General features: G+C 62.1%; 13 protein-coding genes. 11 read left to right on the top strand and 2 right to left on the bottom strand.

Features of this window, described 5'->3' with window-relative positions; translation table 11 throughout:
- Positions 1-157 precede the first annotated feature (157 nt).
- On the top strand, positions 158-874 hold the full coding sequence (locus QRX41_RS02025; protein ID WP_082067729.1) for a hypothetical protein: 717 nt from the start codon (positions 158-160) through the stop codon (positions 872-874).
- 160 nt (positions 875-1,034) lie between these two features.
- On the opposite strand, the gene QRX41_RS02020 is transcribed toward QRX41_RS02025, so the two are convergent.
- A complete protein-coding gene (locus QRX41_RS02020) occupies positions 1,035-2,261 on the bottom strand; it encodes a hypothetical protein (protein WP_313838351.1) in 1,227 nt (408 codons plus the stop codon).
- Between the two features lie 608 nt (positions 2,262-2,869).
- Entirely contained in the window at positions 2,870-3,199 is a 330-nt protein-coding gene (locus QRX41_RS02015) for a DUF4176 domain-containing protein (RefSeq protein WP_313838350.1), read from the bottom strand.
- Between the two features lie 319 nt (positions 3,200-3,518).
- On the opposite strand from QRX41_RS02015, the gene rpsO reads away from it, so the two are divergent.
- The 10 genes from rpsO to QRX41_RS01965 all read left to right on the top strand — a co-directional run bounded on the left by rpsO (position 3,519) and on the right by QRX41_RS01965 (position 16,369).
- Entirely contained in the window at positions 3,519-3,788 is a 270-nt protein-coding gene (rpsO, locus tag QRX41_RS02010; RefSeq protein ID WP_024626835.1) for a 30S ribosomal protein S15, read from the top strand.
- Positions 3,789-4,038: 250 nt separating this feature from the next.
- A complete protein-coding gene (locus tag QRX41_RS02005; RefSeq protein ID WP_313838348.1) occupies positions 4,039-6,792 on the top strand; it encodes a polyribonucleotide nucleotidyltransferase in 2,754 nt (917 codons plus the stop codon).
- A gap of 81 nt (positions 6,793-6,873) precedes the next feature.
- Positions 6,874-7,464, top strand: coding sequence for a LemA family protein (locus tag QRX41_RS02000; protein WP_313838346.1), 591 nt, complete (start codon positions 6,874-6,876; stop codon positions 7,462-7,464).
- Positions 7,461-9,722 (top strand): DUF2207 domain-containing protein, encoded by a 2,262-nt coding sequence (locus QRX41_RS01995; protein ID WP_313838344.1) that lies wholly within the window; start codon positions 7,461-7,463, stop codon positions 9,720-9,722. Before QRX41_RS02000 ends, QRX41_RS01995 begins: the two co-directional genes overlap by 4 nt.
- Positions 9,723-9,800: 78 nt before the next feature.
- Positions 9,801-10,682 (top strand): aldo/keto reductase, encoded by an 882-nt coding sequence (locus tag QRX41_RS01990; RefSeq protein ID WP_313838342.1) that lies wholly within the window; start codon positions 9,801-9,803, stop codon positions 10,680-10,682.
- A complete protein-coding gene (locus tag QRX41_RS01985) occupies positions 10,679-11,659 on the top strand; it encodes a polyphenol oxidase family protein (RefSeq protein WP_313838340.1) in 981 nt (326 codons plus the stop codon). Before QRX41_RS01990 ends, QRX41_RS01985 begins: the two co-directional genes overlap by 4 nt.
- Positions 11,660-11,778: 119 nt before the next feature.
- A complete protein-coding gene (locus tag QRX41_RS01980) occupies positions 11,779-12,570 on the top strand; it encodes an IspD/TarI family cytidylyltransferase (protein ID WP_313838338.1) in 792 nt (263 codons plus the stop codon).
- A 22-nt stretch (positions 12,571-12,592) separates the two neighbouring features.
- Positions 12,593-13,312 (top strand): pyroglutamyl-peptidase I, encoded by a 720-nt coding sequence (locus QRX41_RS01975; protein WP_198189361.1) that lies wholly within the window; start codon positions 12,593-12,595, stop codon positions 13,310-13,312.
- 144 nt (positions 13,313-13,456) lie between these two features.
- Positions 13,457-15,187: a cell division protein gene (locus QRX41_RS01970; protein ID WP_313838336.1), complete on the top strand. Its 1,731-nt coding sequence runs from the start codon at positions 13,457-13,459 to the stop codon at positions 15,185-15,187.
- A 198-nt stretch (positions 15,188-15,385) separates the two neighbouring features.
- Positions 15,386-16,369 (top strand): CPBP family intramembrane glutamic endopeptidase, encoded by a 984-nt coding sequence (locus QRX41_RS01965; RefSeq protein WP_313838334.1) that lies wholly within the window; start codon positions 15,386-15,388, stop codon positions 16,367-16,369.
- Position 16,370 lies beyond the last annotated feature (1 nt).

Below are 16,370 nucleotides of genomic sequence, written 5' to 3'. Positions count from 1 at the left end.
GCTGTGTCGCTTTCAGGATGACTCCATTTATCTGCCATTGCCTGGATGCCGAGTGCCTGCGAATTGACCTTTTGCATTCCTGGGCGCGGGTGCGCCGCCCGGTATAAGCTTGTAGGCGATGTGTCCACGAGCAGCGGACTTGGAGGTGTGGTCGCCGATGGAGCAATTCGACGATGCGGATGGCGCGGAATCCGGCAGAAGCGATGCAACGGATTCCGCAGTCGTGCAACCGCATCCGGATGAGGCGACCGCAGTGAACAAGGTTTCGGCTCATCCTGAGGCGACCATTCCGGACTCTGAATACTCTCTGGCTGAGATCGAGCAGCGCCGTGCCCGCCCGGTCCGCTGGGTGGTCTTTGCGCTGGCGATCCTCCTGGCCATCGTCATTCCTTATGGATATGGGCGCTCGCTGGCCATCAACCATACGCAGGGCGTGCTCCACTATGCCTCGGTTCTGGATCCGCGCGGCATTGCCCTGATTGCCTGGACCGTGACTGTGCTGACCTTTATGGGCATCGGCATGTCCATCATCGAGTCGTCCTCCTGGTTCTGGCGGGTGGTCTTCGTGCTGGGCCTGGCTGCCGAACAGCTGATCGCCGGCCTCTGTCTGCTCAAGATGAACTTCTGGTACAGCACCTTTGTGGTCTACCAGCATCAGGCCATCCTGGCCAACGCGGCCAACTTGGGCATCATCGCGGCCGGGCTGGGCGTGGCCGTCTTTGCCGTTATTTTTGTGGCCATCCTGGTCTGCGTGCGCAAGGATTCCCCCTGGAACACGCTGACTCACAGCTGGTCGGCACTGTCCATGTTCTTCATCATTGAACTGATTGCCATCGCCATCGTCCTCTTCGGAGGCCTCATCACCGCGGCATGAATCATAGGATCGCTGAATTTACCAGAATATGCTGCACGATGGGTGTCGGTAACTGTCAGTTGTGGTTTTGGGTTGATTCCTGTCCGCACGCTGTCAAGAGGTGCGAACGTAAGACCAAAGCGCAATTGACCGCGGGGGAGGGGGCTGATGCATATGGGCTTTACTCGGCTAATTCCCGATCCAGGCGTTTGGCTATCCGCTCGGCGTAGGAGGTATCTATGATGATTAGGCTCCCGCAGGTCACAAACAGAGCGACCAAGGGCCAGCCCATGAGGGTATGGACCCATTCGGGAAGGGTGAAGAAATCAGTGAGGAACATGAGCGGCACCAGGATGTAAACGCTGTAGCCGAGGACATGCATGGTGTAGGGGATGGTAGTTCCTGTGATGTATCGCATGCCGATCCAGTAGTTGTCGAGGGCGATTTGGAGTTCGCGGCTGCTGGCCGGGGTCATTTGGTGTTGGGGGAATTGCCGGTGGGTGGCCCAAACCCATGCGCCGACGCCGATGGCGAGGCCTAGGACGCAGCTGACGATCGCTGTGGTCCGTCGGGGCATGCCCAGGAGGACATCGCCGCCCTGGAGTGGATGGTACGGTTCGTAGCGGTGCCATGCGCGGGCTATTTTTAAGGCGGATATGAAGATGATGACGATCAGCGCGACGATGGATAAGGGGACAGAGTAGTGTCTTCTGTTGTATTCCCTGGCTTCCGGGGTCCGGTAGCGCATGGGGGCCTTAACGGGCTGGTTGCGGACGCGGTCCCAGTAGACGCGGGTGAACCGGTCGGGCAGGAAGCCGATGGCTTCGTAGCGCCACCATGCGGGGCGGCTGGCGTGCCAGCTCGGTGTCGGCCGTGCCCGGCGGCGAACCTGGTCCTCCCGCCGGTGGTCGCGGGCGAGGGCACGGACCTGGCGGGCGCGCAGGAGCCTGGTGACGGGGTTGTCGGGTCCCTTCCAGGCCAGAAGGCTGACCTGGTCCTGGGTGAAGATGACCAGGTCGGGGTCGGGGGTGTGGCCGACGCCGACCTCGGGCAGGGGGGCGTCGCCCCCGGGAACTACGCCGGGTCCGCAGGCAAGGCCGCCCACGGAGCAGATCCTGCCCGCGTACCATGGACCGGATGACCCGGTGGTCTGTTCGGGTGGCTGCACATACTGGCCGACCAGGCGGACCACTAGCCCGTCCTCTCCCAGACCGTCGAACCATCCGGTGCCTCTGTAGGCCCCGGATACGGTGGCAGGCCCGTCGGCCAGGACGACCAGCGAGCCCAGGGGCAGGACCTGCCCGGGCCGGGGCCGGCCGATCCTGCCGCGCCGCCGCCACACATGCCCCTGGAAGGTCTGCAGGCACAGGCCCCGCGCCAGGAGGTAGGGCGCCAGGACGTGGTCCATCAGCCGCCTCGACCTCCACGCATTGAACGACATCAACACAAACAACCAGACCAGTATCGCCGGAGAGCCTAATAGGACATCTATCAATAGGTACAGCATCAGTATGCATCCCCTGATATCATTCCTGATTTCAATCCGAGCCGCGCACATGGCAATGCAGGAGACAGCGGGAAAGCTACCATAGATTGTCCTTAATGTGGCCCCACATGTCATCTCCGTTCCTGCGATTGACGGAATTGTCGTAAAAGTGTTGCCGGCTACTGCACCGAGGTATCCTACGACTAAACCAATTCCAGCTCCTACAATCGTACCTGTTCCACGGGCGGCTCCTACTGCAGCACCGATAACACCACCAGAGGCAGTGATCAGGCCATGAGCCATAGCATCTTGGGTAGCTGCCTGTTGTCAGTATGTGCCGAAGGGATCAGCAATGCCGCTCAATGATTCAAAACCGCCAGAAAGAAAATCGCCGACCATGAAAGAGCGGTTCAACGTGCTCAGTTGCATAGCCTAGGCGGTTGCTTCATTAACGCATCCGTCAAGGTCGTTTTTGGTCTTCTCCCCTCTATCCTTTTTATCGAGTATGTCCTATGTGACCGGTGACTGAATCAGAGATGAAGGTGGGGGTAGGAGGTTGATTTGGTGACTTCATCAAACCTTCGTTCATAGGATCGTTCCTCGGCGTTGATATATCCCATGAACACTATTTCCGTCACGTCTTGGCTGTTGAAGAAAACGATCTTGGCCGGATCAGTCATGCCATACGGGAATTGTACGGCACCATAGTCAAAGTAACCCGTTGTTCCATGCATGACTGTCAACGGAGCGCGGGCGATGATAACCAGCAGGGTACCCGGGTCTCTTCTGGTTTTTACCACGGATCCCAAAGGAAGAATGGTATTTCCTGATTCGATGGAGTTCTGCTCGGATTGTTTCATTAGGTGCCCTCTTTGGTGGATGAATGAAGTTACATTCCTTCAACTTCTTTAACAACCTATGGTAGGACTACACGGAAAAACACAGTCGGTTCGTGCAACACAGTGCGACATTTTCGCTACATCGGAGTGAAGTGACTCATTTCTCATTGGCGCCAATCCAATTTTCGCTGCGCTTTCCTCCACTTTGTTGATTCCGTCACTGTTCGCTTGGTCCGCAAAATGTGTATAATGGACTTTTGGCGTGTTTCGCCCGCGGATCGAGAGCGCTTCAGCATAGGGCTGGTGCACCGCGTAACGGAAGAATGCAAGAGGAGGAGCCGTGGCTCTTACGAGTGAGCAGAAGCAGGCAATCGTCAAGGAATACGCGACCCACGAGGGTGACACCGGTTCCCCCGAGGTCCAGGTGGCTCTGCTGAGCAAGCGCATCTCCGACCTGACCGAGCACCTCAAGCAGCATCAGCACGACCATCATTCGCGTCGCGGCCTGCTGCTCATGGTTGGCCATCGTCGCCGGTTGCTGGATTACCTCAAGAAGGTGGATATCAACCGCTATCGTTCCCTGGTGGAGCGTCTTGGACTGCGCCACTGACATGCATGCTTTCGCCCGGGCCTAGCGCTCGGGCGCTTTTGCATGACTGAACCAGGCACCGTCAACCCCGGGATGGGGTTGCAGAAGATGGTGCCGAATCCAAATGCAAGGTTGGTCCGTAAGGCATGAAGATGGCCGGACATGGGGTTCGGCAGGGCCAGACCGAAGTACAAGGATCTCCGGCAGCTAATTGATGCCGAGCATCCTGACATCAGGTAGTAAACAAGCAGTAAACAAAAGGAGGAACCCTATGGAGGGTCCCGAAATCACGGCTGTAGAAGCCACGATCGATAACGGATCATATGGCAAGCGCACGGTGCGCTTCGAGACGGGTCGTCTCGCCCAGCAGGCGGATGGGGCAGTAGCCGCCTATCTTGATGACGATTCCATGGTGCTGTCCACCACCACCGCCGGGTCCAGCCCCAAGGAGAACTACGATTTCTTCCCGCTGACCGTTGATGTGGAGGAAAAGATGTACGCCGCGGGCAAGATCCCCGGCTCCTTCTTCCGCCGTGAGGGTCGGCCCTCCAACGAGGCCATCCTGGCCTGCCGGTTGATCGACCGCCCCCTGCGCCCCCTCTTCCCGCACACCCTGCGCAACGAGGTCCAGGTTGTGGAGACCATCCTGGCCGTCAACCCCGAGGATGCCTACGACGTGCTGGCCCTGAACGCGGCCTCCGCCTCCACTCTGATTTCCGGGCTGCCCTTCGAGGGGCCGGTCTCGGGTCTGCGCCTGGCCCTGATCGATGGCCAGTGGGTGGCCTTCCCCCGCTGGAGCGAGCGCGAGCGCGCCGTCTTCGAGCTGGTCGTGGCCGGTCGTGTGGTCGAGGGCGGGGATGTTGCCATCGCCATGATCGAGGCGGGCGCCGGCAAGAATGCCTGGAGCCTGATCTATGACGAGGGCCAGATCAAGCCCGACGAAGAGGTGGTTGCTCAGGGTCTTGAGGCCGCCAAGCCCTTCATCAAGGTTCTGTGCGAGGCCCAGAGCGAGCTCAAGGCCAAGGCCGCCAAGCCCACCAAGGACTTCCAGCTCTTCCCCGAGTACACTGACGAGCTTTACGCTCGCATCGACCAGGTGGCTCATGCCGACCTGGACCAGGCCCTCTCCATCGCGGAAAAGCTGCCCCGCCAGGAGCGCATCCACGAGATCAAGGAGAAGGTCCGCGAGGCTCTGGCTGACGAGTTCACCGACATGGACGAGGCTGAGAAGGACAAGGAGCTGGGCAACGCCTTCAAGGAGCTCCAGCGCCAGATTGTCCGCCGTCGCATCCTGACCCAGGACTATCGCATCGACGGCCGCGGCCTGCGCGACATCCGCACCCTGTCCGCCGAGGTGGACGTGGTGCCTCGCGTGCATGGCTCAGCCCTCTTCCAGCGCGGCGAGACCCAGGTGCTGGGCGTCACCACCCTGAACATGCTGAAGATGGAGCAGACCATCGACGCCCTGTCCGGTCCCACCACCAAGCGCTACATGCACAACTACGAGATGCCGCCCTATTCGACCGGCGAGACCGGCCGCGTGGGTTCGCCCAAGCGCCGCGAGGTGGGCCATGGCAACCTGGCCGAGCGCGCTCTGATCCCAGTTCTGCCCAGCCGCGAGGAGTTCCCTTACGCCATCCGTCAGGTCTCCGAGGCGATCGGCTCCAACGGGTCCACCTCCATGGGCTCCGTCTGCGCCTCCACCCTGTCCCTGTTGGCTGCCGGCGTGCCCCTGAAGGCCCCTGTGGCGGGCATCGCCATGGGCCTGGTCACAGGCGAGGTCGACGGTCGGCCCACCTACAAGACACTGACCGACATTCTGGGCGCCGAGGATGCCTTCGGCGACATGGACTTCAAGGTGGCCGGCACCTCCGAGTTCATCACCTCCCTGCAGCTGGACACCAAGCTGGACGGCATCCCCGCCGACATCCTGGCCGCCGCCCTGCAGCAGGCCAAGGAAGCCCGGGCCACCATCCTGGACGTGATCAACGAGTGCATCGACGGGCCTGCCGAGATGAGCCCCTATGCGCCGCGCATCATCACCACCCAGGTCCCTGTCGACAAGATCGGCGAGGTCATCGGACCCAAGGGCAAGATGATCAACCAGATCCAGGAGGACACCGGCGCCGATGTCTCCATCGAGGACGACGGCACGGTCTACATCGCCTCCGAGGGCGGCGAGGCAGCGGCCAAGGCCAAGGAGGTCATCGACCAGATCGCCAACCCGCACGTGCCCGAGGCGGGGGAGACCTTCAACGGCAAGGTGGTCAAGATCACCAGCTTCGGCGCCTTCGTCAACCTGACCCCCGGCACTGACGGGCTTCTGCACATCTCGCAGATCCGCAACCTGGCCAACGGCGAGCGCATCGACTCCGTGGAGGACGTCCTCAAGGAGGGCGACACCGTCGAGGTCATCGTCCAGGGTGTGGACGACCGCGGCAAGATCTCCCTGGCCATCCCCGGCTTCGAGGATCAGGAGTCTGCAGGCGGCCGTGAGCGCGGTGGTCGTGGAGATCGTCGTGACCGTGGTGGCGACCGTCGTGAGCGCGGCGGACGTGGTGACCGTGATCGTCGTGATCGCCGCAGCCGTTCCTCCGACCGCGAGGATCGGTATGAGGCCCCGCGCCGTTCCCGTTCCGAGCGTGATGATCGCTACTACGACGACGAGGACCAGGAGGACCGTCCCCGGCACCGTCGTCAGAGCCGCGGCCGCGACTATGAGGATAACGGAGACTGGTTCGAGGACGAGGACCGCAGCTCCCGCCGTGATCGTCGCCGGGTCTCCCGCGATGATGACGAGGATCGTGGCGGCCGTGGCCGTGACGAGCGTCGTGGCCGTGGCGACCGCGGCGGTCGTCATGAGCGTCGCTCTTCCGGACGTGGCGGCTATCGTGGCCGCAGGGAGAATCCGCGCTACGCTGCCGACGAGCACTACGACGAGTACCGGGCCGACCGGGAGGAGCGCTCAGAGCGTCCCCGTCGCCGCGTACGCAGGGACTTCGATCCCTTCGACAGTGAGGACTGATTCCCACTGATGCGGGGACCCCGTTCCATTGGACGGGGTCCCCGTTTTTGTCTCTTCTGAATTTAGTGAGAGAATGATGGCATGTCCGTTTCAATGATCGTGCTCATCATCATCGTTTTGCTGGTCGTGTTGCTGGTCATCTGGGGAATCGGTATCTACAACGGTCTGGTCAACCTGCGCAACCGGGTCGCCAATGGCTGGGCCCAGATCGACGTCCAGCTCAAGCAGCGTGCCGACCTGGTGCCCAACCTGGTCCAGACGGTCAAGGGCTACGCCTCACACGAGTCCACTGTCTTGGAGGAGGTGACCAAAGCCCGCGCCGACGTGGCCCAGGCCCAGGCCCAGACGGCTGGCGGAGACCAGATGCAGGCCCGTGCTGATGCTGAGCAGCGGCTGGGTCAATCCTTGGTCACTCTGATGGCTCGGGCGGAGGCCTACCCTGAGCTCAAGGCCAACCAGAACTTCCTGGACTTGCAGCGTCAGCTCAAGGACCTGGAGGACAAGATCGCCTACGCCAGGCAGTTCTACAATGATGTGGTTCAGAAGTTCAACACCCGCATCGAGACGGTCCCCTCAAACATCATCGCATCCCTCTTCCACTTTCGTCAGGCCCAGTACTTCCAAGCCGACGAGGGCAGCCGTCAGGCGCCAGTTGTGGACTTCGGACAGTGAACGCCCCAGCAGCCTCCTCCGGGAAGGCGGCCTCGAATCATCCCTCCTCGGGCCATCCCTCTTGGAGCACCTCACGCTTTCTCGGGGCCTTGGCGCTGGCTCTGGTGGCAGCCTTGGTGACGTGCCTCGCTGTCCTGTATATCTCCAACAGGAATCGTCCCGACCTGGTATACGATTCGGTGGATTATGATGTCCAGGTCCTGGATAATGGGGATTTGCGTATCAGTCAGACCCTGACTGTCACCATGAATTCCCGCGAGGACGACCACGGCAAAAAACGCCCTTGGCGGGAGCTCTACCAGCGCTATCAGATCAAGCCTGACCGGCTGACCGGCATAAGCGACGTAAGCGTGACTGACCTGACTAATGGCTCCACATACAGGCAGACCAACCCGCTAAAGTATCCTGATGATGTCAAGTACATTCACGACTGGGACAAGAACTGGGCTGGCACCTGGTATATGGGCATGGTCTCGGATTGGAAGCTGAAATCCTACAAGCCGGGCGATGCGGGCCAAGGGTCCGCCTGCGGCGATCTGGGCAATCAATGCCAGGTGGAGCTGGGCTGGAACATTCCACAGACTGCCAAGGATTCAGGTCGGCGCTTCCGCATCGACATGACCTTCCACGGGGTCACCACTGCCCATCCCGATGTGGCCGAATTCCAATGGGAGCCCGTGGGCGACACCAACCAGATTCCCGTTGAGCATGTGAACGCCAATGTCAAGCTGCCCAAGCAGACAGGAACGGAGAAGGGCAAGGACGCGAAGGCCTGGCTGCACTTCGCTGGCAGGGGTTCCTACGATGTGGTGGATGACAGCCGTATCCGATTCTCCGCAGACAGCATCGAGCCGGGCCAGCATCTGGATTTGGTGGTGCTCTTCGATGCGGGGAGGACTTCCTCGGTGGTCAGGACCGATTCTCAGCCGGCACGTGACCGTATTGTCGGGCAGGAGCGTCCGCAGTACGAGCGCTGGCACGCTGACCAGACCAGGCGGGCGCGGATCGCACTCTTGACGGGCGTCTTGGTACTCTTGGCTGCTATCGGGCTGATTGCAGTGATGCTTTGTCATGCCTTCCGCAATTATGGAGACTCCCAGTACCAAGGCGATATCATCTACTACCGTCAGCCTCCTGATCTGTCACCCGCCGTGGCTGCCGTTATCAACGATGTGATGCTGACCCGAGAATCCCCTATTGGCAGGCAATTGTCAGCAACCATTCTCTCCCTGGCCTCCAAGCGGGCCATCGCTCTTGTTCCCGTCAAGTATGAGGACCGGGCGAGTTTCGGTGAAGGACCCGTGACCCAGGTGATGCGTTTGCTGCTCAAAGGCAAACAGCAGTCCATGGAGGTGGTCATCAATCCGGTCTGCAGCAAGGATCGAGCATCCCTGGCCCTGTCCTCAAGCGAAGAAGCCTGCCTGAGCATGCTGGAAGGTGCCTCCACTCTGATTGGCTCCGAGAATAAACGCTTCGACCTGTATGAGATGATTGCGCTCTTCGCCAAGACTGAATCCGATAATGGCAGGGCCTACCTGGATGCTTTCTACCAGGCTGTCGAGTACGAGACCAACAATGCCGACCTGCGCGCCTATCGTCATAATGTAGGGATCTTTGCCTTCCTGGCTGTGCTCTTGGCTGCTTTCATTCTGTTGGCCGGATTCCTGCCGGGCACCGTACTGGTACGTGCGCCCTTGGCCATGCTTCTGGTGGCTGTGGTGACATTCTCCTTGCGCTATAACTGTTGGCGGGTGCTGAGCAGGAATGGACAGCCCATGGCCGGCCAGGTGTCGGGACTTCGGCGCTATCTGCTTGACTTCAGCGATTTTAGCCACCGGGGTGTGGAGGATCTGGTGCTCTGGGACCGTTACCTGGTTTACGCTACGGCCTTCGGCATAAGCGACCGGGTCGTCGCTCAGCTGGCACAGGCCAGCCCTGAACTGACCGACTCCGACTGGCTGAATGACCATGCGCGCGGCAGCCTGCTCTACTGGACCTTCCTGCCTTACAGCCAGGATGTTGCGGCGGCTTCCTCCCTGAGTGACCCTGAAGCATTGGCTGTCAATTCAGCGCTCGGCCAAGGTGGCGTGATTGATTTGGGTACTCAATTGACCCAGGGACTCGACCAGATTGGCGGCCTGATTGGCATGGCCAGCGGCAACGGCTCTGGCAGTGTTATTGGTGGGTTTGGCGACGGTGGCGGCTCCTTCGACGGTGGCGGCGGTGGTTCCGGTGGCGGATCCTTCGGCGGCCGCTGAGACCGGGCCGCCAGTTAAGCTCGATGGGAGGCCGGCGGTGTCGAAGCCGGCCTCAATCTACAAGACGGGAGTACATGCATGACATCGTCGATGCGGGCCTTGGGGCCCTTTACTACGACAGCGGTCGGACTGGGTTGCATGGGGTTGTCCATCGAGGGCAAACCGGACCAGGCAACGGCCATCGACGTCATCCACCAGGCCCTGGATGCCGGTTGTCGACATCTGGATACCGCCTGGTCATACTACGAATCGGGCGGCCCCGAACAGACCAACGAGCGGCTGGTTCACCAGGCTTTGGACTCCTGGAAGGGTCCCCGTCAGGACGTGCTGGTGGCCACCAAGGTTGGACACTACCGCAACTTCACTGACGGACGGCCCACCTGGGCTGTGGATGGTCGGCCGGAGAGCTTGATCCGGCACGCCAAGGAGTCCGCTCAGGCCTTGGGCGTGGACACCATTGACTTGCTCTATATGCACCGTCCTGACCCGCAGGTGCCCTACCAGGAGTCGCTGGAGGCCATGGCTGAACTGGCCAAGCAGGGCGTGGCCCGGACCCTGGGCGTCTCCAACGTAGACATCGAGCGGATGGACCTGGCTCGCAAGATTCTGGGCGATGACCTCGTAGCCGTGCAGAATCAGTTCTCGCCTACCTTCACTAGCTCCCGCCAGGAGTTGGACCATGCGGCCGAACTGGGTCTGGCCTTCGTCTGCTGGAGCCCTCTGGGAGGCTTCCGAGCGCCCAAGGACGAAACTCGTTATGATGCCTTCCGGCAGGTGGCTCAGGAGCGCGGGGTCTCCCACCAGCGCGTGGTCCTGGCCTGGGAACTGTCCCAGAACCGCAACGTCTTTGTGGTTCCCGGGGCTCACAGGGCGGCCACCATTCTGGATTCCCTACAGGCGGCTGACATGGAACTGAGCGAGGACGAGATGGACCGCCTGAACCGGGCGGCGACTGCATGAGTCCCAAGCCTGAACCAAGAGAGCAGGGCACCCAGAGCGCTCAGGGCCAAGCCTGGGATCGGGAACGGACCCTACTGGACAGCAGTCCCCTGCCGTCGCTGGACGATCAGGGCCGGCCGATCCCAGTCACCATTCCCATAGCCTTAGCGCCTGGGATCAAAGTGGTCTACACCACCAGGTTGGGCGGGGTCTCCTCGGGCGATTATGCCCAGCTGAATCTCGGCGGCAAGGGGGGCGACGACCCGCAGGCGGTGGCTGCCAACCGTCAGGCCCTGGGCCGCCAGCTGGACCGTCCCATGGTCCTGGTGGACCAGGTTCACTCAGCCCGGGTCTGGGATGCCGACCAGGGTCAGCCCCAGGGACGCTGCGAGGCTGATGCCCAGGTGACCACCCGTAGTGACCTGGCCCTGGGCATCTTCGCCGCCGATTGCCTTCCTGTGCTGCTGACCGACCCCCAGGCCGGCGTGATGGGGGCGGCGCATTGCGGTCGTCGTGGTCTGGTGGCTGGCGTCATTCCGGCCATAGTCAAGGCCATGACTGACAGGGGTGCTGACCCGTCCAGGATCGTGGCAACTCTGGGGCCTCGGATCTGCGCAGACTGCTATCAGGTGTGTTCGCACTTGGCCGATGATTTCGAGAAGCGTTTCCCCGGCGCATCAGGACCATGTCGATTCGGCGGAATCGCCATCGACATCGCCGCTGCAGCCAGGATGGAACTGAAGGCGGCAGGAGTGACCCGTATCGTAGATTCCGCCCCCCGGGTCGGTGCCGCCACCAGCTACCTGCGTCAGGATCCGGACCTGGAAGAGCTCTGCAGCCATGACAGTGAGGGTCCCTCCCTGTCGAAGCGTCTTGAGGATCTGCGCCGACCCTTGTGCACCCTGGAGAATCCGCTCTGGTACTCCCACCGCCGGGCCTCGCTGGCCAGCAAGGCGGGGGAGGGGCGCATGCTGGCCCTTATCCTGGCCGACGACTGATGCAGCATGTTGATTGATCCGGCTTCCGGCAGCTGGAGCAGGCCTCGGGTGCAGATGTTCGGTGCAGATAGCGCCGGGCCTGCGCCCCTTCCTGTCCTGGCGTGAGTACCGTTGAGTCTATGAGTGAGAGCAGAGCATCAGCGGCCCCGTCCGAGGTCAGTCAGGATAATGCAGAGCCAGAGGAGCAGATTCAGCCAGTTGTGGCGGTGATTCTGGCAGCCGGGCTGGGCGTTCGGTTTGACGAGAGCAACCCCAAGCAGCTGGTGCAGGTGGGCGGCAAACCCATCATCGCCTGGTCAATTGACGCCTTCCAGTTCAATGCCCGGGTCACCGACATCCTGGTCGTGGTCAACGATCGGGTGCGGGAGGCTGTCGAGGCCATCGTGGGCGACGACACCTACGACAAGGTCCGCACGGTCATCCAGGGCGGCATCGAGCGCATGGACAGCACGGAGGCGGCCCTGCAGACCCTGGCCGAAGCGGAGATCCCCCAGGATGCCAAGCTGCTCATCCACGACGCGGTACGTCCCTTCGTCAGCCAGGAGTCCATCAATGGCTGCATCGATGCCTTGGATACCTTCAACGCCGCTACCGTGGCCTTGGCTTCGACCGACACCATGCTGATGGCCGGCGACCTGGGCGAGCGCAAGGTGGTGCGCCAGGTGCCCGACCGAGACAGCATGTTCCGGGCCCAGACCCCGCAGGCCTTCCGTTTCAGCACCCTCCGCAAGGCCTACGACCTGGCCGCCGCAGACCCCGACTTCCATCCCACCGACGACACCCGGGTGGTGGTGGACCGCCTGCCCGAGGAGCCGGTGGCCATCGTGGCCGGCAGCGTGACCAACATGAAGATCACCCTGCCCTCGGACGTGCCCATGGCTGAATGGATAGCGCGCTCCCTGGCCGGGTGAAGCCCTGTGTACCATGGGGCACATGGAGCAGATCAAGGTCATCGTCGCCGGATACGATCATTACGAGGGTGTTGATGTCAACCCCTCCTATCAGGTCTCACAGGCTTTGGCCGAGCATGGCATGGAAGGCATGCGGCCAGTCGGCCCCACCGAGGAGGATCCCTTGGAGGGCGTGGACCTGGCTATTTCCTCCGTTACCATGCCTGTCAGCTTCGCCAAGGCCTGGCCCATCCTGCATGAGGCCATAGAGCGCGTGCGCCCTGATATCATCATCGCTACAGGGCTCAAGCGTCGGGCTCGCGGCATCGCCATGGAGCGCTGCGCCGTCAACCTCAAGGAGGACGACGCTGACGACCGTGAAAACCTGGGGGAGCAGGAGTCTCGAGATGCGGTCCGTCATGCCAGCCGCCAGCCCATCGACCCCCAGGGCCCGGCCGCCTACTGGACCCGACTGCCGCTGAGGGCCATCCTGCACGACTTCGGCACCTGCGGCATTCCTGCCACACTGAGCTCGGACGCGGGCACCTATGTCTGCAACGCGCTCTTCTACAACCTGCTGGCATGGGCTGCAGGACACAAGGATGTCCTGGCCGGGTTCGTCAGCCTTCCCCTGGTCAACGAAAGCGGCGGTCAGGAGTGCGGCCTGCCCCTGGATCAGCAGATACAGGCTGTGCGCGAGGTGGTCAATGAGACCATTCGCTACTATCGCAGGCCCTCCTCCAGTCCCATTCTCATTGCCTGAGACCCGTATGTAAGGCCAATGTGTCGGCGGCAGGTCAGACGGCGACTTTAGGCCGGTCATGGGGTAGAGTCGAGGTAAATCCACCGGACCGAAGACATTTCTGTCACGGGCCGGCATGTCCTGGTGGCGAAGAGGAGTGTTTCCATGGCCGAAGATCAGTTTCCCGTTGTCCTGCGAGGCTATGACAAGGAGCGGGTCGACCAGGCCTTGGCGGCCTCGCGGAGCAATCTGGCCCGGTTGCGTCAGCAGATTAAGGCCGATGACGATCGCATTCTGAAGCTGGAGGCGGAACTCCAGGAGGTCAAGTCCCGCAAGGCCGAACAGCCGCGCAACTCCTTTGCTTCACTTGGAGCCAACGCCCAGCAACTGCTGGCCTCGGCCGAGCAGACCAGCACCGAGCTGCTCAACCGCGCCAAGCAGGATGCGGCATCCACTAAGACCTCCGCCCAGGAGAAGGCGACGACCCTGGTCAACGAGGCTCGGCTTGAAGCCAAGCACATTGTGGACGAGGCCAACGCCAAGGCCAAGTCCATCGTTGAGGCCGCCAACGACGAAGCCAGGACAGTCACCACCACCGCCAAGCAGCAGAGCGAACAGAGCAAGTCGGCTGCCGATAAGGTGGTGGCCGAACGTCGTCAGGCTCTGGATCTGGAGCTGCAGAACTCCCGCGAGGAGCATGAGAAGCGGCTGGCCATAAGCAAGGCCACCCAGGACAAGGAACTGTCCGAACAGAAGGCCAAGGCCGCCAAGGAGATTGCCGACAAGCGGCGCAAGAGCGACGAGGAGATCGCCAAGCTCAAGAAAGAGGCCAACGATCAGATCCAGAAGGCCCTGGCCGAGGCCAACAAGAAGCTGGCCGACGTGCGCGAGCAGGTCTCCAAGAGCCTGAATGACGCCCGGCGTCAGGCTTCGGAGATCACCGACAAAGCCAAGTCCGAGGCCCAGCAGATCGTGGACGAGTCCAAGGTCACCAGCGCCGAGACCATGGCCAAGGTCAACGCCGAGGCCGAGCAGGTCCGCTCCGACATCGCCGCCCAGCAGGAGGATGCCACCAAGAAGGTGGGCGAGCTGCTCAAGAACCTGGAGGATCGGCGGGTCAAGACCGAGAAGGAGACCCAGGAGCTGATTGAGCAGGCCAAGGCCACCCGCAAGGATGCCGATTCGTTCGCCTCCTTCAAGCGGGAGGAGTCCGAGCGCAAGGCCAACCAGTTGCTGGAGGAGGCCAAGCAGCGCGCCCAAACCGAGATCGAGGACCAGCGCAAGGCCGCCCAAGCCGAGCTTGACGGGCTCAAGGACCACATCACCAAGCTGCAGCACCGGGAGGCCACCATTACCGCTCGGGTCGACGAGCTGCGGAACATCTTCTCCAAGTCCTTCGGCAACTTCGACGGCTTCCACGATGAGGCTGTGGTCAATGACCAGGACGAGGGGCAGGCGCCCAGCGTGCCCGTGGTCAATGCTGTGCCTGCCGCGGATCCGTTGCCGGCCCCTGCTGCGTCGGCTACGGCGGCATCCTCGAAGGCTGAAGGCGAGGATCAGGCCGTCGATCAGCCCCTTGCCGACACCCAGGAAGAGGCCCCTCAGACATCAGTCGATCCGGTCCCAGCCAGCCAGCCAGCCGATGGTGTGGCAGCTGACTCTGCCGATAATTCCGGGGATGATGTCAGCGCGGCTGCGGCTGTCAGGCCCTCAGCCAATATGCCTACTCAGGTTCTGCCTTCCCCAGCGCCGAGTACCCTTCCCGATGCCGCCGTCCAGGCCGATGACGCGCCGGCTCAGCGTGAGGACGGACAGGTGGAGAAGGCGGTCACCGATCAGGAAACGACGGTTATTCCGCCCATCAACGACGACGCTGCCCCGACTGATCGGGACTGATCAGCAAAGGACATTTGTTCGTCAGGGCCGGATCGCAGGCATGGTCTGCGATCCGGCCCTGACGTTCTGCCTTGCCTGGAAGCCGGGTGGCTGCCTGCCGAACCGGCGTGGCCGTCAATCTCGGCCCGAACCCCTGCCGAGGCCTAGAGTCGATGGTAAAGAGGTGTAGGCCAAGGGTCGCAGGGTTGGGAGAGCGTCATGCATCAATCACAGCACGCATCATCACAGGCGTCTGCCGCGGGGTCATCCGGGTCGGCTGCTGCTTCACGCCTATGGAGTGCCCAGGTGCGCCGTGGGGTGGACCTGCAATCCCTCTATGCCCTGGTGTATCTGGTGGTGGCCAACCTGATCGCCGGGGTTCTGAATCTGCCCTTGGTGGCCGCGGCCCTGGGCATTGCCCGTCAGCCGGGGCTGGCCGATCTGCTGGGCGATCTGGTCATGCTGGTCTTTCTCTTCGGCACCCGCAGCCAGGATCTGCGCGGGCGCGGGACCAACCCTGTGCAGTACAAGGCGCAGACCAATCCTGGCCCAGCCGTGCTGATCGGGGCCATCCTGCTGATTATGCTGGCCAGCAGCATCGAGACCGGCTTCACCTGGGTGGTCAACCAGGGATCCCAGGCCCTGGGGCTGGTCTACCATTCCACCACCTCCCAGATCGCGGCGGGCCAGCACGGGTTCCTGTCGCCCCTGGACACGGCTATCCTGGTCCCCGTCGTCGAGGAGTTCCTGCTGCGCGGCGTGGTCATGGGCCGACTCAGGCCCTACGGACGAACCTTCGCCATCGTCACCTCCTCCTTTATCTTCGCCTGCCTGCACGGAGACATCACCCAGAGTCTGTTCACCTTCCTGCTGGGCCTGGTTCTGGGTGTCATCGCCATGGAATACTCCATCCTCTGGTCCATGGCACTGCATATCTTCAACAACCTGGTCCTGGCTGACGCCATGATGTGGCTGACCCAGACAGTGCCGGCCCGCACCGGCTCGATGATCAACCAGGGCATGACCCTGCTGGGCCTGATCGGGGGACTGGTCGTCCTCTGGCTGATTCGCGGACAGTTGGCAGACCGCCTGCGCGCCAATCGCTCACGCCCCGGAACCTATAAGGGCTGGATCTCTCTTGGTCTGGCGGTCCTGGTGGCCCTGGCCGTGGTCAATGCGGCCCAGCGCTTCTCCCTGGCTTGAC

The sequence above is a fragment of the Bifidobacterium kimbladii genome (assembly GCF_032193675.1).
Taxonomy (GTDB): Bacteria; Actinomycetota; Actinomycetes; order Actinomycetales; family Bifidobacteriaceae; genus Bombiscardovia; species Bombiscardovia kimbladii.
Note: the sequence above shows the minus strand (reverse complement) of the source record. Positions and strands in the feature narration are given on the sequence as shown.